At 59.9% G+C, this 20,975-nt stretch carries 17 protein-coding genes; all 17 read left to right on the top strand.

Going from position 1 to position 20,975, the window contains the following annotated elements:
• The first annotated feature begins 11 nt into the window (after positions 1–11).
• The 17 genes from PSH69_RS29320 (at position 12) to tssH (ending at position 20,974) form a co-directional block, all read left to right on the top strand.
• Complete coding sequence (locus tag PSH69_RS29320; protein WP_026345928.1) at positions 12–731, top strand: PP2C family serine/threonine-protein phosphatase; 720 nt, start codon at positions 12–14, stop codon at positions 729–731.
• Positions 728–3,760, top strand: coding sequence for a serine/threonine-protein kinase (locus PSH69_RS29315; RefSeq protein WP_305410544.1), 3,033 nt, complete (start codon positions 728–730; stop codon positions 3,758–3,760). Before PSH69_RS29320 ends, PSH69_RS29315 begins: the two co-directional genes overlap by 4 nt.
• Positions 3,760–4,476: an ABC transporter ATP-binding protein gene (locus PSH69_RS29310; RefSeq protein ID WP_305410543.1), complete on the top strand. Its 717-nt coding sequence runs from the start codon at positions 3,760–3,762 to the stop codon at positions 4,474–4,476. Before PSH69_RS29315 ends, PSH69_RS29310 begins: the two co-directional genes overlap by 1 nt.
• On the top strand, positions 4,476–5,672 hold the full coding sequence (locus PSH69_RS29305) for an ABC transporter permease (RefSeq protein ID WP_305410542.1): 1,197 nt from the start codon (positions 4,476–4,478) through the stop codon (positions 5,670–5,672). Before PSH69_RS29310 ends, PSH69_RS29305 begins: the two co-directional genes overlap by 1 nt.
• Positions 5,665–7,392 (top strand): SUMF1/EgtB/PvdO family nonheme iron enzyme, encoded by a 1,728-nt coding sequence (locus PSH69_RS29300; RefSeq protein WP_305410541.1) that lies wholly within the window; start codon positions 5,665–5,667, stop codon positions 7,390–7,392. The genes PSH69_RS29305 and PSH69_RS29300 overlap by 8 nt, the downstream gene beginning before the upstream one ends.
• Positions 7,393–7,476: 84 nt before the next feature.
• The gene (tagQ, locus tag PSH69_RS29295; RefSeq protein WP_305410540.1) at positions 7,477–8,406 is read left to right on the top strand and encodes a type VI secretion system-associated lipoprotein TagQ; all 930 of its coding nucleotides are present in this window, start codon (positions 7,477–7,479) and stop codon (positions 8,404–8,406) included.
• An 846-nt stretch (positions 8,407–9,252) separates the two neighbouring features.
• Positions 9,253–10,809 carry a type VI secretion system protein TssA gene (tssA, locus tag PSH69_RS29290; protein WP_305410539.1) on the top strand — a complete coding sequence of 519 codons (1,557 nt, stop codon included), beginning with the start codon at positions 9,253–9,255 and terminating at the stop codon, positions 10,807–10,809.
• A gap of 32 nt (positions 10,810–10,841) precedes the next feature.
• Positions 10,842–11,345, top strand: a complete 504-nt coding sequence (tssB, locus tag PSH69_RS29285; protein ID WP_305410538.1) for a type VI secretion system contractile sheath small subunit — start codon at positions 10,842–10,844, stop codon at positions 11,343–11,345.
• Positions 11,346–11,373: 28 nt separating this feature from the next.
• Positions 11,374–12,849, top strand: coding sequence for a type VI secretion system contractile sheath large subunit (gene tssC / locus PSH69_RS29280; protein WP_019580436.1), 1,476 nt, complete (start codon positions 11,374–11,376; stop codon positions 12,847–12,849).
• A gap of 12 nt (positions 12,850–12,861) precedes the next feature.
• On the top strand, positions 12,862–13,269 hold the full coding sequence (tssE, locus tag PSH69_RS29275; RefSeq protein WP_018927433.1) for a type VI secretion system baseplate subunit TssE: 408 nt from the start codon (positions 12,862–12,864) through the stop codon (positions 13,267–13,269).
• Between the two features lie 10 nt (positions 13,270–13,279).
• A complete protein-coding gene (locus PSH69_RS29270; RefSeq protein WP_305410537.1) occupies positions 13,280–13,783 on the top strand; it encodes a PAAR domain-containing protein in 504 nt (167 codons plus the stop codon).
• 5 nt (positions 13,784–13,788) lie between these two features.
• Positions 13,789–14,652 (top strand): hypothetical protein, encoded by an 864-nt coding sequence (locus tag PSH69_RS29265; protein WP_305410536.1) that lies wholly within the window; start codon positions 13,789–13,791, stop codon positions 14,650–14,652.
• Positions 14,653–15,042 carry a hypothetical protein gene (locus PSH69_RS29260; RefSeq protein WP_305410535.1) on the top strand — a complete coding sequence of 130 codons (390 nt, stop codon included), beginning with the start codon at positions 14,653–14,655 and terminating at the stop codon, positions 15,040–15,042.
• Positions 15,043–15,085: 43 nt separating this feature from the next.
• A complete protein-coding gene (locus tag PSH69_RS29255; RefSeq protein WP_305410534.1) occupies positions 15,086–15,538 on the top strand; it encodes a hypothetical protein in 453 nt (150 codons plus the stop codon).
• Between the two features lie 15 nt (positions 15,539–15,553).
• The gene (tssF, locus tag PSH69_RS29250) at positions 15,554–17,341 is read left to right on the top strand and encodes a type VI secretion system baseplate subunit TssF (protein WP_019650073.1); all 1,788 of its coding nucleotides are present in this window, start codon (positions 15,554–15,556) and stop codon (positions 17,339–17,341) included.
• Entirely contained in the window at positions 17,305–18,312 is a 1,008-nt protein-coding gene (tssG, locus tag PSH69_RS29245) for a type VI secretion system baseplate subunit TssG (protein WP_018927440.1), read from the top strand. Before tssF ends, tssG begins: the two co-directional genes overlap by 37 nt.
• 13 nt (positions 18,313–18,325) lie before the next feature.
• A complete protein-coding gene (gene tssH, locus PSH69_RS29240; RefSeq protein ID WP_305410533.1) occupies positions 18,326–20,974 on the top strand; it encodes a type VI secretion system ATPase TssH in 2,649 nt (882 codons plus the stop codon).
• Position 20,975: the final 1 nt, after the last annotated feature.

Raw genomic sequence — 20,975 nt, 5'->3', positions numbered from 1 at the left:
TGTGTTCAAACGTGGGAAGGACCCTCAAGTCTGCAAGCAAAAGCCATGTCGGCATGGTCCGCCAGGTTAACGAAGACGCTTGCCTGGACCTGCCGCAAAAAGGCCTGTGGGTGGTCGCCGATGGCATGGGTGGGCACGCGGCGGGCGACTACGTCAGCAGTCTGATTGTCGACAGTCTGCGTAGCATTGCTGTGGGCCGTTCGCTGGATGAATACGTCGCGGCGTTGAAAACCGACCTGCTGCGGGTCAACGCCGCCGTGCGTGAAGAAACCGCCAACCGCGGTGTGACCATGATGGGCAGCACGGTGGTGGTGATGGCGGCGCGTGACTTGCGCGGGGTGTGCCTGTGGGCGGGTGACAGCCGCTTGTATCGCCTGCGTGACGGCCGACTCAAACGCATCTCGCGGGACCACAGCTACGTCCAGGATCTGCAGGACAGCGGCCTGCTCAGCGAAGCCGAAGCCCGGGTGCACCCACGGTCCAATATTGTCACCCGCGCTATCGGGGTCCAGGCACAGCTGGAGCTGGCGATGGTCGAGTTGCTGTTGAAGCCCGGCGACAGTTACCTGTTGTGCAGCGACGGGCTGAACAAGACCGTTGAAGATCATGAGATCCGCGAGGTGCTGGGCCACGACGAGCCAGGGGAAATCGCCAGCAGCCTGGTGTCCCTGGGCCTGATGCGCGGTGCTCCGGACAACATCACCGTCATCGTCGTGAAGGTGCCTTCATGAACCTCACCGCGAACATTCTGATCCCGGGCTACGACATCGACGGTGAGATCGGTGAGGGCGCCATGGCCAGCGTTTACCTGGCGACCCAACGCTCGCTGGAGCGCAAGGTGGCGTTGAAGGTCATGGCCGCCGCGCTGGCAGCCGATCCGAGTTTCTGCGAGCGCTTCCTGCGCGAAGGCAAAACCCTGGCGCGCCTGTCTCACCCGCATACGGTCACCATCCATGACATCGGCAATGTCGGTGAGCTGTATTACATGGCCATGGAATACCTGCCCAATGGCACGCTCAAGGAGCGCATTGCCGCCGGCCTGACGCCGGAGCAGGGCCTGATCTACATCCGCCAGATCGCCTCGGCGCTGGGCTATGCCCACGGGCTGGGGCTGGTTCATCGCGACGTCAAACCGGCGAACATTCTGTTCCGCGCCGATGGCACAGCGGTGCTCTCGGACTTCGGCATCGCCAAGTCGCTGGACGACCGCACCCAGTTCACCCAAGCGGGTTTCGCCGTCGGCACGCCCAGCTACATGAGCCCGGAACAGGCGCGCGGCCAGGACATTGACGGCCGGGCCGATCTTTATGCCCTGGGCGTGGTGCTCTACGAAATCCTCGTCGGCAAACTGCCGTACACCGGCAACGACGCGCTCTCTACGGCCCTGGCGCATTTGACCGAACCGCTGCCGGAGCTGCCGGTGCACCACGGCCGTTATCAAGAGGTGCTGCGCAAGCTGTTGGCCAAGGATCCGGCCGAGCGTTTCCCGGATGCAAAGGCGTTGTTGCAGGCGCTGGATAATCTGCCCGGGGAATCGGTTGAAGCGACCACGATCCGGCCGTTGCCCCTTCCAATGAACAATGACCTGGCGGGACTGACGCCGGTGTCCATCGACATTCCGACGAGCCCCGCACAGCCACAACCCCAAGCCAAGCCTGTTGCGCCGACGGCGAAGTCGACGCCGCAATCCCCGGCCTCGGAGCAGCGCAAGGGACCGGTGTTCGCGCTTGCCGCTGTTGCGGTAGCCGTGGTGCTGGCCTTGGGCGGCGCGGGTTATTGGTGGCTGTCCGGTGACGTCGAAGCGGACGCCAATGCGCCAGTGGCTTCAGCGCCTCCAGTCAAAACACCGCCGCCAGCCGTGGCGCCACCGGTGAACCCCCCTGTGGCGACAGAAGTCGATAATGGTCAGCGCCCGCTGCTGATGGCCGGCAAAAAAACCTTGTTCCAGCGGGTGCTCAGCAAGCCGGGAGCGAAACTCGCCAGTGAACCGGGGGCAGCACCTGACAAGGCCTTGCCGGCATTTTCCGTGCTGTACGTCTATCAGCGTCAAGAGGTGGCCGGCAGCCCGTGGCTACGCGTCGGCGTCGCCACCGACGGGCGCAGTGACGGCTGGTTGCCAGCCGAACAAGTCAGCGACTGGAAGCAAAGCCTGGTGCTCAAGTTCACCGAACGCTCCGGCCGTGCGCCGGTGATGTTCCTGCGTCAGCCCGGCGAAGTGGAGCGGCTGCTGGCCGATCCGTCGGCTGCAAAAAACCTGTTGCTCAAGGCCCAGCAGAACCGTGAAGACAATCAGCACGTACTGGCCCTGGAACCGACCGCCAGCGCCGTGCCGCAAAACCAGTTTTATCTGTTGCCAATCTTTGATTCGCGCGAGAGCTTCGATGAAAACGGCCAGCCGGTGCAGTTGCTGAACGTGGCGTCCATCGACCCCGGCAATGCACCGAAGGCCACTGTCGGCAACACTCCGATCAGCGCCGCCAATGCCGATGCATTTCGCACCGCTGTGGTGTTGGTCGTCGACACCACGGTGTCCATGCAGCCCTACATCGATCAGGTCCGTGACGTGGTGCACCAACTGCAAACCCGCATTGCCGAGCGGGGCGAGTTGGACAGTGTCAGCTTTGGCCTGGTGGGGTTTCGAAACAGCATCCAGAAAACCCCTGGCCTGGAATACGTCGCCAAAACCTTGATCACCCTGGACCAGGGCCGCGACCCACAGCGCTTCATGGACCTGGCGCGGCAGGTCAAGGCGTCCACGGTTTCGAGCCATTCGTTCAATGAAGATGCGTTTGCCGGCGTGATGGAAGCGGTCGAGGGCATGGACTGGTCCGGTTATGGCGGACGCTTGATTCTGTTGGTCACCGATGCCGGTGCGTTGCGCAAGAACGACCCGTATGCCGCCACGCAAATGAACGAGGCCGAAGTGCGTCAGGCCGCACTGGGCAAACAGATCAAAATCTACGCCTTGCACCTGCTCAGCGATGCCGGCAAGAAAACCCATGGCGGTGCGCAAAGTCAGTATCGCACCCTGACCGCCGACGCCAACCCGCAGATCGGCGATCTGTACATCCCGGTGCCGGGCGCCGATGTGCGCAAGTTCGGTGAGCGGGTGGACGAGATCGGTTCGGTGTTTGCCGACCTGGTGCATCAGGTGCGCAGCAACAAGTCACAAACCGTGCCGCTGCTGAGCGCTGCTCCGAGCCTGGCCGACAAATCGGCGGCCGTCGGCTACGCGATGCACATGGACTTCCTGGGGCGAAAAGCCGCCAGCCAGGCGCCGCAACTGGTCAGCGCCTGGACCGCCGACCGCGACCTGACCAACCCGGCCCTGCCGGCGTTCCAGGTGTGCGTGATGCTGACCAAACTGCAGCTCAACGACTTGCAGCAATCGCTGAAACTGATCGTCGACGCCGCCCGCAAGACCCAGACCTCACCGAAGAATTTCTTCCAGGAAATCGCCAGTGCCAGTGCCTACATGAGTCGCGATCCCTCGGCCTTGCGCAAGGGCGGCAATCTGGCCGATGGCGGGGTTCTGGGTGAGTACCTGGAAGGACTGCCTTATCGCAGCAAGTCGCTGAACATGACCCAGGATTTGTGGCTTTCCCTGAGCGTGGCCGAGCAGGAGGACTTTATCGACGAGCTGGACTCGAAAATCCGCCTCTACGAAACCTTCCACAACGACCTGGCCAACTGGGTGCGTTTCGGCGATGCCGAACCGGGTGATGCCTTGTACCGCGTTCCATTGTCGACGCTGCCGTGATGCTGAACATGAACGCAGTACACAAAAGCCGGGGCGCCGGCAGCCAGCGCTACAGCCTGGTGATTCCACGGCTGCAACTGCGTGCCGGTGAGCAACTGGCGGTGGTCGGTCCCAGTGGCTGCGGCAAAAGCACGTTGCTCGATTTGCTGGCGCTGGTGCTGGCGCCGGATCAGGCCGGGCAGTTTGATTTTGCGTCCGGCCAAACCACGACTGACATTGCCGGGCTGTGGCGCGCAGATGCGCAAAGTGCCCTGGCGAACCTGCGCAGCCGGCACTTGGGTTACGTGCTGCAAACCGGTGGCCTGCTGGATTTTCTGGACGTGCGCGGCAACATCGACCTGTCGCGCCAACTGCTCGGCTTGAAAGACGACGGCAGCGTGGATCGCCTGGCCGGGGCGTTGGATATCACCGATCAACTGGGCAAAAGACCGTGCGACTTGTCCGTCGGCCAACGGCAACGGGTGAGTTGTGCCCGCGCCCTGGCCCATGGGCCGCGCCTGCTGTTGGCCGACGAACCGACCGCTGCCCTCGATCCGCTGAACGCGGAACGCGTGATGCAATTACTGGTGACCCAGGCTCGTGAACACAGCGTGTGCTGCGTCGTTGCCACCCACGACGAGTCACTGGCCCGCGCCAGCGGTTTGCAGGTGCGACGCATCAGTTGTCATCGCGACGTCGATGGCGGTGTCACCGCCACCCTTGGGGAGGCCTGCTGATGCGCGGTGCGCTGGTGGCTTCCCTGGCCTGGCAGGATTACCGCAACGATGCCTGGCTGTCGGCCTGCTCGGTATTGGCGCTGGTGGCGGTGATCGCACCGCTGCTGGTGCTGTTCGGTTTGAAATTCGGCCTGGTCAGCAGTTTGACCGAGCGCCTGGAGAACGACCCGGCGACCCGGGAGATCATCCCCCTGGGTGGCGGCCGGTTCAGTGCCGCGTTTATCGAGCAGTTGAGCCAGCGCAGCGACGTGTCGTTCGCCTTGCCGCGCACCCGGCAGATTGCCGCGACAGCGGATCTGACCGCTGGCGCTTCGACGGTGACTGTGGAAATGATCCCCACCGCCGCCAACGATCCGTTGCTCGGCAGTCTGCCGATGCCCCAAGGGCTGGATCAGGTGCTGCTCAGCCAGACCGCCGCCGAAAAGCTCGGGGCCAAGGCCGGTGATTGGTTGCAGGCCAGTTTTGGCCGGCAGGTGGCCGGTCGTGGCGAGGCGCAGCGCACTCGCGTTCAAGTTCTGCAGGTTCTGCCGCTGGAAGCCTTCGCCCGGGACGGATTATTTGCGCCGTTGACGTTACTGGAGGCGGCTGAAGATTACCGGGATGGCCGCGCCGTGCCTGCGTTCGGTTGGCCAGGTGATGCGGTGGGCGCGATGGAGCAGCGGGTGTATCCGGCGTTTCGCCTGTACGCCCGCAGCCTCAAGGATGTCGAACCGCTGCGTCAGTACTTCGCTGCGCAGAACCTGCTGGTCTCGACCCAGGCCCAGGCCATCGCCCAAGTGCAATCGCTGAGCCGCAACTTGTCGATCGTGTTCTGGATCATCGCCGGATTGGCCGTGGCGGGAGCGTTCGCGGCGATTTTTGCCGGGGCGCTGGCGGCGGTCGAGCGCAAGCGTCGAGCGTTATCGGTGCTGCGCTTGCTGGGGTTTTCCACGGCGGCGTTGCTGTTGTTTGTGGTGGTGCAGGCGCTGTACAGCGCCGGCCTTGCCGCCCTGTTGAGTGCCGGGCTGTATGGCCTGGCGCAATCGGGCCTGAACCATTTATTTGCGCAGATGCCGGGCGAATACGCCAGCCATCTGCTGGCGCATCACTACGCGTTGGCCCTGGCGGCAGTGCTCGGCGTCAGTGCCGTGGCGGCGCTCTGTGGTGGCTGGCGAGTGGCGCGTATCCAGGCGTGTGAAGGAATCCGAGATGTATAAGTTACTGGGCGCCGCTATGGCGCTGAGCCTGGCCGGCATGGTCTGGGCTGATGAAGGCACCGACAAGCTGGACAACCCCAAGCCATTGCCCGATGACGTCAGCCTGCCGCTGCCGTGCGAAGGGCAGATGGTGTTCCGTTACGTCTACATCCTGGCCCAGGGCAGTCTGGACGACCGCGAGATCAGCCTCGGTTACCCGTTCAGCGAAGGTGAGGCCGGCTATCAGCAGTCGTTCATTTCCGGTTATCGCCGGGACTTCATCAATGGCCAGTTCACCCTCAAGGATCTGCCCAAGGACTGGAGCAAGAGCATCTCCCCGTTGATGCCCAAGACCGACGCCAACACCCCGCTCAAACCGATGCTCTATTTCATCGGCAAATACGAAGTCACCGCCCGCCAATACGCGCAGGTCATGGCCCAGGCGCAATCGTTGGCCAGCGGTGAACCAGCGCCAGCCTGCGAGGCGTTGCAGGCTGAAATTCCGCAAGGCATGGCCGGGCGTTTGCCCAAGGTGAAGCTGTCGCGATTCGACGCTGAACGCTTCTCGGCGGTGTACAGCGCCTGGCTAATGAAATACCACAAGGACCTGCTGCCGGTGAGCGGTCGCGGCACCTCGGCAGAGGAGGGCGGGCTGGGTTTTGTGCGCTTGCCGACCGAAGTCGAATGGGAATTTGCTGCCCGTGGCGGGCAAGCCGTCAGCCGTCAGGACCTGGAAGGGCGCCTGTTTCCCCGGCGCCTGGACGGCAGCGAAAGCGACGGACCGCTGGCCGATTGGGCGGTCTTCAATCAGGTCGCCGGCGGCACCGGTCAGGCCGCGCGCTTGATGCCGATCGGTACCAAACTGCCAAACCCCATTGGCTTGTTCGACGTGATCGGCAACGCCGCCGAGATGGTCCAGGAGTCCTTCCAGCTCGTGCACGCCGGACGCCGCCAGGGCACCTACGGCGGCTTCGTGGTCAAGGGCGGCAATTACCTGGAAGGCGAGGGCACCTTGTTCACCGGGATGCGCCGCGAGTACTCGCTGTTCGCCGCCGACGGCACCGAGCAAAACAACGAAACCACCGGGTTCCGGGTCGCGATTGGTGCGTTGTCGGCGCCCCGTTCGCGCTACAAGGAACTGTTTGCCCAATGGCAGAAAGAAGGTCGGCTGGCTTCGCTGACCGATGCCATCGACGACGCCCAGGACCCGACCAAACGCCTGGACAGCATCATTGCCGCCAGCGTCGATCCGCGTTTGCAAGCCGAGTTGGGGCTGGTCAACGAAGAGCTCAAGCGCAACGTCTCGCTCATCGCCCAACAGCGCGAGGAAGCGGCCGGCAACCTGATCCAGTCGGCGGCCCTGGTGGCCGAGACCGTCAACAACTACAACATTCGCCTGACCAATTTGCAGAAGAGTCGCCAGCAGGCCGTGGACGCCAAGGACGAGGCCAGCGCCAAGCTGTTCGCCATGGCGATCGACAACGGCCGCAGCGCGCTGGACGGCGCGGTGGCGATCTACATCGACAACCTGGCGACTGGCACGCGCTACACCGATGCCGTGATCCAGGCGCAGTTTCAACGCATCAAGGAAGAGTTGGAGCGCAAGCCGGTACTGGGCAAGAGCCTGGTGACGCGCGCGACGTTATTCGTTCGCCATGTCGGTGATTATCGTCAGCAACGACGAGCCGACCCGGCGGCGATATTGAAGGAATTGCTCGCATCGAACGCTCAGCGGTCTTGATCGTTCGTTGTACAGCGAGCTTGGAAGGGACTCAGGCGGCGATGGGCCGTGCTGAGCTGGTCAAACTTAAACGAGAACACAACTATGCTTTCCTCCCGTAAACCTTTTGCTTCGGTTTCCAAGCGTCATCTGCTGCTGATTGCCGTCGGCTTCAGCACTGTACTGACCGGTTGCGCTACGTCGCCGACGTCCAAAGTCGCCTCGAGCACCAAGGTCGAGTACTACCCGAACTGCTACGAGCCGGTGCAGCACCTGCGCGCCACCGATTCGAACATGACCAAATCGGTGGTTACCGGTGCGGCGGTCGGCGCTGTCGGCGGTGCACTGTTGGGCGCCCTGACCGATTCCGAGAACCGTGGCCGCAACGCCGCCATCGGTGCAGCAGGCGGTGCCCTGGCGGGCGGCGCGGTCGGTTACTACAACGAGCGTCAGAAGCAGATCGCCGATGACAACCAGCGCATCGCGTCCTACGCCTCCGACGTCAACAAAAGCGCCGCCGACATCGACCGCAGCACCGCGTATGCCAAGGCTTCGCAACAGTGCTACCAAAGCGCGTTCACCAAACTGGTCGCCGACCGCAAGGCCAAGACCGTCAACGACACCGAGGGCCGCAAGCGCCTGGCAGAAATCGTCGCCGGCCTCAAAGAGTCCAACGACCTGATCGTCGCGGTGAACGGTAAAGCCAGCGAAGACCTGAACAACTACACCCAGGCCTACGAAAAAGACCTGCAGCAAGTAGGTGTGCAGCGCACTGACGTGGTCACCGTGGCGACCGCCGACACCACACCGGTCGTGACCCCGACCAAGAGCAAGAAAGCGGTGAAACCAGCGAAAAAACCGGTGCTGCCAACCGTGCCGAAAGAAGCGGTCACCACCGAGAAAACCCTGCAAACCGCACAAGCCAAACAGGCGGAAAGCAAGCAAGTTGCCAGCGCAGGCACCACTCAGGTCAACAGCATGTGCAAGAACCCGGACCTGGGTGATTGGGCACCGGTACCTTGCCCGAATGTTTGATTGAGTTTTCTGTAGGGCTTTGATCATTCCCACGTGTTGCGTGGGGATGATCTGTACTGGCTACGCTTGGGCGCCATGCGCCGCCATCTCCTGCGCTGGCAAATGATCCAGCGCTCGCTTCACCAGCAACTGCGGATTATCCGCCATTCTGCTCAACGCCAATTTACATCCCTGCCAGCTTCCATAGGGGATGCCGAGTTGGAGCAAGCGCAAACTACCCGGCACGCTTACAAGCGAACAAAAGAATGATGTCGGACGCCTCCAGAAAGTACGTCAGAGTTTTCCGCGTTTCAGAATGTTGCGTCAGCAATGCGCGAAGGGCTTTCGATACTTTTGTAAGAAATTTGAGGCGAACAGAATATGTACTTGGAGAGAAGTAGATCAAATACAAGGCGCCATCATTTTGACGGAATCTTGTATTGCTTATTGTCTGTCACTGCTATGTCCATAGATGACTGTAACTTTTCGGAAACCTCCTACATTTTTCATTTTTTAATTTTGTCATGCTGGGTTCCGCTTCAGAGCGTGAATGTTCAGCGATTTTCACCGGGTTTGATAAACAGCTCTGGCCCAATGGTTTCGGGGGCAATGCGTCGAGATGGGAGGGTTAAAGCCAGCATCAGGGAATCCCCTGTCACATATAGGGCTTTCTCCTACATGCAATAGAGAAACCGCCGTTTTATTGTTTAATTGGATGCTTGCTAATGGCCATCATTGTGATTAGGATGCGCGCACTTGAAAGAGCACGAACTCAATTGGATGAGACTCATCGCAGCTCTTTGATACTGTCCGGCGCCATTGCAACTGCAATGGCCGCATGACCGTTATCCTAATTAAAGGCCATGGATGTCCTACTCAAGCAAACTTTCTGCCCATTACCTTGAACTCGCAAAAGCCTCTGTTTCCCAAGAGAGTTTCGCGGGCGAGGATGTTCGCTTTTCGAGCGAATACGAGGCATTGGAAAGCGAACTGGCCAAAGCCCAGTCCATGCATGAAAGTGGTCAGATCGACTGGCTGAAAGTCCGCGAAAACAGCGAAAACCTGCTGCGCACTCAATCCAAGGATTTGCGTGTCGGCGCGTGGCTGACCTGGGCGCTATACCAACGTGAATCCTTCCAGGGGCTGCTGGCCGGCCTCGGTTTGCTGCACCATCTCTGTGAAAACCACTGGGCTGAAGTTCACCCGAACAAGGCCCGCACCCGCTCCGCCGCCATCAGCTGGTTGGTGCCGCGTCTTGAGCAGGTGCTGAACGAAAACGTTGCGATCAAAGAGCAACTGCCGCTGTTCCGCCGGCTGGTCGAGCATCTGGAAGGCCTCGACGCCGCGTGCACCGAGCACTTGGGCGATGACGCGCCGTTGCTGCTGCCGATCTCCCGCCGCTTGAAAAACATGGTTCAGCGCGCCGCCGACAACCAGCCGGAGCCCGGTGTGGTGGGCGCCGCAGTGGCCCAGGTCAAGCAGGCTGCGACCCAGCTGTTCACCCCCGGCGCTCCGATCGACAACGAGAAAGAAGCCCATAAGGCCCTGCGCGCCCAGCAGGAAAGCGCCCGTCCGTTGTGCGCCTGGTGGCTCAAGCAGAAAGCCACCGACCTGCGCGCCCTACGCCTCAATCGTACGCTGCTGTGGCTGCCTATCGACGCGGTGCCCGAGCGCAATGCCGAGCAGATCACCGTCCTGCGGGGCGTGCCGGCAGACAAACTCAAGGCCTATCAGGACCGCTTCGACCAAGGGAAATACGCTGATCTGCTGGTAGAGCTGGAGGCGAGCCTGGCGAAGGCACCGTTCTGGTTCGATGGCCAGCGAATGGTCTGGGAATGCCTCCAGGGGCTGAACGCCGAGATGGCTATGCGCGAAGTGGAAATCCACTTCGCGCTTTTGGTTCAGCGCCTGCCCGGCATCATCGAATTGCGTTTCCACGACGGCGCGCCGTTCGCCGACCCGGCCACCCGCGCCTGGATCAGCGCCCACGTCATGCCGCACCTGCAAAGCGCCAGTGCGCCGCGCAAGGTCGAAGTCGCCGATACCCAGCCGGCCTGGGAACTGGCCCTGGAAGAAGTCATGCCGATTCTGCGCAAGGACGGCCTCAAGGCCGCCGTGCAGATCCTCAAGCAGGGCCTGCAAAGCGCCCACGGCGGGCGGGTTCGGTTCTTCTGGCAGTTCGCCCTCGCGCGGCTGTGCTTCATGGCCAAGAAATACGAACTGGCCAAGACCCAACTTGAAACCCTCGACCAAACATTACAGGACTCAGGCCTGCACGCCTGGGAGCCCGATCTTGCGCTGGAAGTGCTGCATTTGCTGCATAGCTGCTGCGAGTTGTTACCGCAGAACCATGCAGTGCGTGAACGCAAGGAAGAGATTTATCGCAGGCTGTGCCACCTCGATCTCGAAGTGGTACTCGAATAGGCCCCAGGGCCACAACCGCAAGGAGAAAAGCCATGGCCAAAGAAGGCTCGGTAGCCCCCAAGGAACGCATCAACGTCACCTTCAAACCCGCCACCGGCGGTGCTCAGGAAGAGATTGAACTGCCGCTGAAACTACTGGCAATCGGTGACTACACCCACCGCAAGGACGAACGCAAAGTCGAAGATCGCAAGCCGATCAGCATCGACAAGATGACCTTCGACGAAGTGCTGGCCAAGCAAGAGCTGAGCCTGACCCTGAGCGTGCCGAACCGTCTGCAGGAAGATGGCGAAGCCGACGAGTTGGCCGTGCAACTGCGCGTCAACTCGATGAAGGACTTCAACCCGGCATCCTTGGTCGAGCAAGTGCCCGAGCTGAAAAAACTGATGGAGCTGCGCGACGCGCTGGTGGCTCTCAAGGGCCCACTGGGTAACGCGCCTGCGTTCCGCAAAGCCATCGAAGGCGTGCTCGCCGACGACGAATCCCGCGGTCGCGTACTGGGTGAGCTGGGCCTGAACGCCACAGCCCCGGACGCCTGAGCCCCTATCAGCCAAGGAAGCCAACACAATGAGCACTAGCGCAGCACAGCAAAAGAGCAACGAGAACGGCGAATACAGCATTCTCGACAGCATCATCGCCGAAACCCGCCTGACCCCGGACGACGAAGCCTACGACATCGCCAAGCGCGGTGTGTCGGCGTTCATCGAAGAGCTGCTCAAGCCGCAGAACAACGGTGAGCCGGTCAAGAAGGCCATGGTCGACCGCATGATCGCCGAGATCGATGCCAAGCTCAGCCGTCAGATGGACGAAATCCTGCACCACCCGGACTTCCAGTCCCTGGAGTCGTCGTGGCGTGGCCTGCAGTTGCTGGTCGACCGCACCAACTTCCGCGAAAACATCAAGATCGAAATCCTCAACGTCTCCAAGGACGACCTGCTGGATGACTTCGAAGATTCGCCGGAAGTGATGCAGTCGGGCCTGTACAAGCACATCTACACCGCTGAATACGGCCAGTTCGGTGGTCAGCCGGTTGGCGCGATCATCGCCAACTACTACATGTCCCCAAGCTCGCCGGACGTGAAACTGATGCAGTACGTGTCCAGCGTAGCCTGCATGTCCCACGCGCCGTTTATTGCTGCCGCCGGCCCGAAATTCTTCGGCCTGGAAAGCTTTACCGGCCTGCCGGACCTGAAAGATCTGAAGGATCACTTCGAAGGCCCACAGTTCGCCAAATGGCAGAGCTTCCGTCAGTCGGAAGACTCCCGTTACGTTGGCCTGACCGTGCCGCGCTTCCTGCTGCGTAACCCGTACGACCCGGAAGAAAACCCGGTCAAATCGTTCGTGTACAAAGAAACCGTCGCCAACAGCCACGAGCACTACCTGTGGGGCAACACGGCCTACGCGTTCGGCACCAAGCTGACCGACAGCTTCGCCAAATTCCGCTGGTGCCCGAACATCATCGGCCCGCAAAGCGGTGGCGCGGTTGAAGACCTGCCGTTGCACCACTTCGAAAGCATGGGCGAAATCGAAACCAAGATTCCTACCGAAGTATTGGTTAGCGACCGTCGTGAATACGAACTGGCCGAGGAAGGTTTCATCTCCCTGACCATGCGCAAAGGCTCCGACAACGCGGCGTTCTTCTCCGCAAGCTCGGTGCAGAAGCCGAAGTTCTTCGGCATCAGCGCTGAAGGCAAGGCTGCAGAGCTGAACTACAAGCTCGGCACCCAACTGCCGTACATGATGATCGTCAACCGCCTGGCTCACTACTTGAAAGTGCTGCAGCGCGAGCAACTCGGTTCGTGGAAAGAACGTACCGACCTCGAGCTGGAACTCAACAAGTGGATCCGCCAGTACGTGGCCGACCAGGAAAACCCGAGCGCCGAAGTCCGTGGCCGTCGTCCACTGCGCGCTGCTCAGATCATCGTCAGCGATGTTGAAGGCGAGCCGGGCTGGTACCGCGTCAGCCTGAACGTGCGTCCGCACTTCAAGTACATGGGTGCCGATTTCACCCTGTCGCTGGTTGGCAAGCTGGACAAAGAGTAAGCGGAGCGACTCATGACTGGATACGGCAGCCTTTTCGAACGCCTGGGTGGCGACGCGGACAAACGCGTCGGCTGGAGCCGCGAGGTTTCCGCCATGGCGTCGGTGGCTGCCCATCTGGCCAAGATGCTCAGCACCCGTGCGGGCAGCGTGCAAACGCTGTCCGATTACGGGCTACCCGATCTCAATGACATGCGCCTGAGCCTGCACGACTCCCTGAGTCAGGCCCGCCGGGCCATCGAAAGCTTCATCGAAGCCTACGAACCGCGCCTGAGCAACGTGCGTGTCATCTCCCTGCCGCGTGACAACGATCAGCTTCGCCTGTCCTTCAGCATCGAAGGCCTGCTGGAAGTTGATGGTTTCAAGCGCCAGGTCAGTTTCGCCGCGCGCCTGGATGGCAGCGGTCAAGTAAAGGTCAATTAAGGAGACTCCGATGTCCGGCAAACCCGCAGCACGCGTATCCGACCCCACCGCTTGCCCGCTCCCCGGCCACGGCACCAACCCGATCGCCGCCGGCTCCGGCGACGTGTTCTTCGACGGCCTCGCGGCCGCCCGCGAAGGCGATGCCTCGGCGTGTGGTGGTGCGATGGTTGGCGACCTTGCGACGACTGTTTTGATCAACGGTAAACCGGCGGCGACCGTGGGCTCCGTTGGTGCTCATGGTAATAAAGTTACGGCCGGGTCCGGGACAGTGGTTATCGGGAACTTGCATTCGCCGGTGCCGTTTGTGGCGCCGTTGCCTGTGATTATTCCCGGAATATTCAATCGTGTTTTTGAGTTTAAAACTTCCGATGGAAAAGCGGTGAGCGGATTGAACTACACCATTCGTTCCCAGAGTGGGATAGAAAAAATCGGCTCAACATCGTCAGGTATATCAGGTTCCTTTTCGACCGGCAAAGTAGCTGAGCCTGTCACAATTTTGATTTCGGCGGAATAAAAAACGTGGAGACTATTGTTGTTGTAGACGATGTTCCCTACACCTTTTTGACCTCTGAAGGCAGTACGGCTCTAAAGGTTGAAGCAGAAACAACCGAGAGTAAAGATGTAAAGCCAAAGTCGGTGCCGCTTCCAAGTATCTGGCTAATTACTCGTACAAACGGTACACCGTTGTTTGGGTTGAAACCTGATTCTGAGGATAAAAGTTTTCGAATCATGACTGCGGAAAAACTATACGCGGAAAAGTATCAATGGTTTGAGCCGCTGGCAGATAATTATAGAAAACTCATTTGGGTGAATGAGGAGTCCACGCAAGCAGGTTCTGAAGCATATGTCGCGTATAAGCATTTCGAATGGCAGGAGATTATTGATTACGCCAATGTTGACAGGCCATCAATTGCTTATGCCAAGCAATCATATGCTGATTGGAAGGTGAGATCTGCTGGCGGTGATGGCTACTTGATGGTGTTTGTCAAAGATAAGCCTTATTGGACTGATGGAATAGGCCAGGTTCCTTTCGCTGTGGATACGTATCGACTTTATCTAGAACGGTATCAAGATATTGATACCGCAATCAAGGAAACGATCGTGACTGGTATCCAGTTTGGTGACGGTATGCCAATCGGGGCTAAAGTCGATGAAAAAAATGAATATGATAATTTCATTATTTTAAGAGCAGCGTTGTGGGCTTCCGAAAACTTCAAGCTTATCGTAGAGCATCACGCAGCGAGCCCTATTCGAAGCACCGAAAAAGAAATGAATCCTGTCAGCATTCCTTACGTGCCGACATCTAATGTCAGGCTGGAGAACCCGATTTTGCAGGGCGAATTGGATAAATATGGAATTTGGAACAAGCAGGTTGGCGAATAAATGAATAGTCGAATAGTCATAGGATTCCTGATTCATTTTCTGGCATGTGCACTTTACATTGTCATGAATAATTATGCGGTGCCAATCTACAAAGAGATGGTGGGCGGGTTGACGTCTCGTGGTGTCGCTATCGGGATGGGGATGTATGTGATTTTTTACTTTTTTGTTTTTTGTAATTTCATTATTGTTTTTGTTAAGAGAATGCCAGTCAAGATAGGTATAGCCGTGTTTATGGTCTTGGCTATTTTGTATTACATGCTTCCACAATACCCTGTTCGAGGTATGGCATATAGTGCACTGTCGGGAAGTTTGACTTTTATTGCAATTGTTATGTCCAGTCTATTGGTGAGGGCTTGGGCGAATTTTTTCCCAAAACGTGAATCGCTGTGAGCAAGGTAGTGATATAGAAAGCGCTTAATTAATGGGGCTTGATGTGAATTCCAATCCGACACCGATGAGTTGCGCCGTTTCTAATGGTGCCCAAGTTGCGAAAATAACTTTCGGGGCTGTTGCGTATTTGTTGGTGATCATTTTGTATGTATTTGTTCATGATCTTGGAGTTTCTTTTTATAAAGAACGAATGGGCGGCTTTACGGCGAGGGGCGTTGCTATTGGGATAACTGCTGAGCTGATGTTTGGATTTTTTATATTCATCAATGTGGTTGTTTTCGTGCTGCCTAGAACGGTTTTGAAATTTGCAACGATAGTGCTGATGGTCGCGATCGTACTTTTTTATTTTCTTCCTGAGAATCCAGTTCGTGCGATGGCATACAGCATGCTGACAGGAGGGATGAGTGTCATCGCGTTATTCACGCGCTCACTAGTTCATCGACTGATTATCCGACGGTGGCTTCGTGCCGGTGCGGCAACTTCACTAAATTCATGATCAGGCAGCTACTCAATGTCCTTTAACCACTACTACCAAAGCGAACTCACCGCACTTCGCCAGTTAGGTCGTCGTTTCGCCGAGCGTAGCCCGGCGTTGGCGCCTTTCCTTGGTCAGGCCGGGCGGGATCCGGATGTGGAGCGGTTGCTGGAGGGCTTTGCCTTTCTGACCGGTCGTCTGCGCCAAAAGCTCGACGACGAGTTGCCGGAGCTCAGCCACTCGCTGATGCAGTTGCTGTGGCCGAACTACATGCGGCCGCTGCCGGCGTTCAGCATTTTGCAGTTCGACCCGTTGAAGCGTTCCGGGCCGGCGTTGAGGGTCGAGCGTGATACGCCGGTGGAGAGCGTGCCGGTCGATGATGTGCGTTGCCGTTTCCGTACGTGCTACCCGACCGAGGTGTTGCCGCTGGATCTGGCTGCGCTGAATTACTCGGTGAAGGGTGACGGTTCGCTGTTGAGCCTGCGCCTGGAGATGAGCGCGGATGGTCACCTCGGCGAGTTGGAGCTGAGTCGTCTGCGCCTGCACTTTGCCGGTGAGCGTTACATCAGCCAGATGCTTTACCTGAGCCTGTTGCGCAACCTCGAAGGCATTGAGCTGATCCCGCTGGACGGCGCCGGCAAGCCCATCAACGGCGTAAGCGGTCAACCGATGGCGTTCAAGATGCCCGGCGACCGTGTGCAGCCGGTGGGTTTTGCCGAAGAGGAAGCGTTGATCCCGTATCCGCTGAACACCTTCCGCGGCTATCGCTACCTGCAGGAGTATTTCGCTTTCCAGGACAAATTCCTGTTCGTTGATATCAACGGTCTGGACCTGCTCAAGGCATTGCCGGAAGACACCCTCAAGCAAATGCGCGGCCTTGAATTGCGCTTCGATATTCGCAAGAGCGGCATCATGCGGATGCGTCCGACCCTGGACAACGTGAAGCTCTATTGCACGCCGATCGTCAACCTGTTCGAGCACGATGCGCTGCCGATTCGCCTCGACGGCAAGCAGGACGAATACCTGCTGCTGCCGGCCGAATACGACCTGGAAAACTGCGGTGTGTTTTCGGTGGAAACCGTGACTGGCTGGAAGCCCGGCGGCCTCGGTTATCAAGAGTACGTGCCATTCGAATCCTTCGAGCACGACCCGAGTTTCGACGTGCCCAACAGCCGTCCGCATTACAGCATCCGCCAGCGTTCGTCGTTGCTTCACGACGGCCTCGACACCTACCTGAGCTTCGGCATCCGCCACACCGAAGCCCACGAAACCCTGTCGATCGAGCTGATGTGCACCAACCAGAACCTGCCGCGCAAGCTCAAGCTCGGCGACATCCGCATGGCCTGCGAAGAGACGCCGGAGTTTTTGAGTTTCCGCAATATCACCCCGGCTACCTCGAGTTTCGCGCCGCCGCTGAACCGCGACTTCCTCTGGAAGCTGATCAGCAACATGTCGCTCAACTATCTGTCGCTGGCCGACGTCAACGCGTTGAAGGTGATTCTCGAAACCTACGACCTGCCGCGCTACTACGACCAGCACGCGGAAAAAGTCAGCAAACGCCTGCTGGGCGGGCTCAAGTCGATCAAGCACCAGCATGTCGACAGATTGCACCGAGGGTTGCCGGTTCGCGGGTTGCGCACCGAGCTGACCATCGACCCGGAAGGGTATATCGGCGAGGGCGACCTGTTCGTGTTCGCTTCGGTTCTTAACGAGTTTTTCGCGCTTTACGCCAGTCTCAATTCGTACCACGAGCTGCGGGTAAAAAGCACACAGGGAGAGGTGTACCAATGGACACCACGTATGGGCCTGCAGCCCCTGCTTTAAGCGGGCTGACCCGGGTAATACGCGAGTACTCGCTGTTTCAGGCCGTGCTGCTGGTGATTGACCGGCTGCGCGATGCACACCCGCACCTGAGCGAAGACGACCTGTACGACCAGCTAGAATTCCAGGCCAACCCGAGCCTGGGTTTCCCTGGCAGCGACGTCGATCGCGTGGAGTTTTTCGAAGAACACGGGATGAGGCGCGCGCGTCTGCGTTTCAACCTGATCGGCCTGGTCGGCTCCGGTTCGCCGTTGCCTGCGTTTTATGGCGAACAAGCGCTGGGTGACAGCGAAGACGGCAACCCGACCCGTAACTTTCTCGACCTGTTTCACCATCGCCTGCAACGGCTGATGCTGCCGATCTGGCGAAAGTATCGCTACCGCGCGAGTTTCCAGAGTGGCGCGCTCGACCCGTTTTCGGCGCAGCTGTTTGCCCTGATCGGCCTCGGCGGCGAAGAGATCCGCAAGGCCCAGGAACTGAACTGGAAACGCCTGCTGCCGTACCTCGGCCTGCTCAGCTTGCGGGCGCACTCGGCGGCGTTGATCGAAGCGGTGCTGCGCTACTACTTCAAGCACGCCGAGCTGACCATCGAGCAGTGCATCGAGCGCCGCGTCGAAATCCTCGACGAGCAGCGCAATCGCCTCGGTCGCGGCAACAGCATGCTCGGCGAAGACCTGGTGCTGGGCGAGCACGTGCGCGACCGCAGCGGCAAATTCCGCATTCACATCCGCGAGCTCGACTGGCAACGCTTCCACGAATTCCTGCCGATCGGTTTTGGCTACCAGCCGCTGTGCGCGCTGGTGCGGTTCACCCTGCGTGACCCGCTCGATTACGACATTCGCCTGGTGCTGCGCCAGGAAGAAATCCGCGAACTTCGCATCGGTGAGCAGAACGCCTGTCGCCTGGGGTGGACCAGTTGGCTCGGCCGCGAAAAAGCGGACGGCGTGGTGACCCTGGGCAGCAAAATTCATTAAGGACAGATGACACATGATCAACGTAGACCTGCAACAACTTATCCAGGCGCTGGACGCCGAAACCCGTCGTGACCTGGAAAGTTCTGCCGAACGCTGCGTCGCCCGTGGCGGCAGCAAGATCCTCGTCGAAGACTTGCTGCTGGGCCTGCTGGAGCGTCCGCAAGGCCTGCTCGCACGGGCGTTGCAGGATGCCGAAGTGGACGCTGGCGAGCTGAGCGCCGCGCTGCAATCGCGGGTCGAGCACAGCGCCTCGCGCAACCCGGTGTTCGCCCCGGAACTGGTGCAGTGGCTGCAAGACGCCTTGCTGGTGGCCAACCTCGAACTGGGCCAGAGCCAGGTCGAGCAGGCCGCGTTGATCCTCGCATTGCTGCGCAACCCGATGCGCTATGCCGGCAGCCGTTATCATTCGTTGCTGGCCAAGCTGAACATCGAGCGCCTGAAAGAATTCGCCCTGTCGCAGAAAGAACAACCGGCCACCGGCAAACCGGCGGTGCCCGGCGAATCGCTGCTGGAGCGCTTCACCCACAACCTGACCCAACAGGCCCGCGACGGCAAACTCGACCCGGTGCTGTGCCGCGATGGCGCGATCCGCCAGATGGTCGACATCCTCGCTCGTCGCCGCAAGAACAACCCGATTGTGGTCGGTGAAGCCGGCGTCGGTAAAACCGCCATCGTCGAAGGCCTGGCCTCGCGCATCGCCGCCGGCGAAGTGCCGCAAGTCTTGAAAGGCGTTGAGCTGCTGTCGTTGGACATGGGCCTGTTGCAGGCCGGCGCCAGTGTCAAAGGCGAATTCGAACGTCGCCTCAAAGGCGTGATTGACGAAGTCAAAGCCTCGCCGAAGCCAATCATCCTGTTCATCGACGAAGCCCACACCCTGATCGGCGCGGGTGGCAACGCCGGCGGTTCCGATGCGGCCAACCTGTTGAAACCCGCCCTGGCCCGTGGCGAGTTGCGCACCATCGCCGCCACCACCTGGGCGGAGTACAAAAAATACTTCGAGAAAGACCCGGCCCTGGCCCGTCGTTTCCAACCGGTGCAACTGCACGAACCGACCGTCAGCGAAGCGGTGACCATCCTGCGTGGCCTGGCTCAGGTCTACGAGAAGAGCCACGGCATTTACCTGCGCGATGACGCGGTGGTTGCAGCAGCCGAATTGTCCGCCCGTTACCTGGCGGGTCGTCAGCTGCCAGACAAGGCCGTCGACGTGCTCGACACCGCCTGCGCCCGCGTGCGCATCAGCCTCGCCGCCGCCCCGGAAAGCCTGGAGCGCCTGCGTGGCGAACTGGCCGAAGGTGGCCGTCAGCGTCAGGCCCTGCGTCGTGATGCCGAAGCCGGTTTGCTGATCGATCACGAAGCGCTGGACGCTCTGGAAGATCGCCTGGCCGACGCCGAAGACGAAAAGGTCACCCTCGAAACGCTGTGGACCGAGCAGAAAGAACTGGCCGAGCGCCTGCTGGAGCTGCGTCAGCAACTGGCCAAGGCTCGCGAAGCCGCCGCCGTCGAGCCGACCATCACGGTCGAGGAAGACGCCGAAGGCACCGTGATCGAATCGCTGCCCGTAGACGAAGCGCAAAGCGTCGAAACCCTGGAAGCGGCGCTCAACGAAACCCACAAAACCCTGACCGAGCTGCAAGTCAAAGAACGTCTGGTGAGCTTCGAAGTCTGCCCGCGTCTGGTGGCCGAAGTGATCAGCGCCTGGACCGGTGTGCCATTGGCGCAACTGGCCCGCGAACACAACGCCAAGGTCGCAAGCTTCGCCACTGACCTGCGCACGCGCATCCGTGGTCAGGAGCAAGCGGTTCATGCGCTGGACCGTTCGATGCGCGCCACCGCCGCTGGCCTGAACAAGCCGGATGCCCCGGTCGGCGTGTTCCTGCTGGTCGGCCCGAGCGGCGTCGGCAAGACCGAAACCGCACTGGCCCTCGCTGATTTGTTGTACGGCGGTGATCGTTTTATCACCACCATCAACATGTCCGAGTTCCAGGAGAAGCACACCGTGTCGCGTCTGATCGGTGCGCCGCCGGGCTACGTCGGTTACGGCGAGGGCGGCATGCTCACCGAAGCCGTGCGGCAGAAACCGTACTCGGTGGTGCTGCTCGATGAAGTCGAAAAAGCCGACCCGGACGTGCTCAACCTGTTCTATCAAATCTTCGACAAAGGCGTGGCCAACGACGGGGAAGGGCGCGAGATCGATTTCCGCAACACGCTGATCCTGATGACCTCGAACCTGGGCAGCGACCGCATCAGCGAGCTCTGCGAAAACGGCGCGCGGCCGACCGCCGAAGTCCTCGAAGAAACCATTCGCCCGGTGCTCAGCAAACACTTCAAGCCGGCATTGCTGGCGCGCATGCGCGTGGTGCCTTACTACCCGGTGGGCGGCCCGGTGCTGCGCGAGCTGATCGAAATCAAACTCGGTCGTCTGGGCGAGCGCCTGAACCGCCGTCAGCTGGATTTCACTTACTCCCAGGACCTTGTCGATCACCTGGCCGAACGCTGCACTCAAAGCGACAGCGGTGCGCGCCTGATCGACCACTTGCTCGACCTGCATGTACTGCCGCTGGTGGCCGACCGTTTGCTCGATGCGATGGCCACCGGTGAAAGCCTCAAGCGCGTGCATGCGACGCTCGACGGCAATGCCAGCGTGACGTGCGAGTTCGCCTGAG

The organism is Pseudomonas sp. FP1740 (genome assembly GCF_030687165.1).
Lineage (GTDB): Bacteria > Pseudomonadota > Gammaproteobacteria > Pseudomonadales > Pseudomonadaceae > Aquipseudomonas.
The sequence above is the reverse complement of the archived record's forward strand: the minus strand, read 5'-3'. Positions and strand labels throughout refer to the sequence as shown.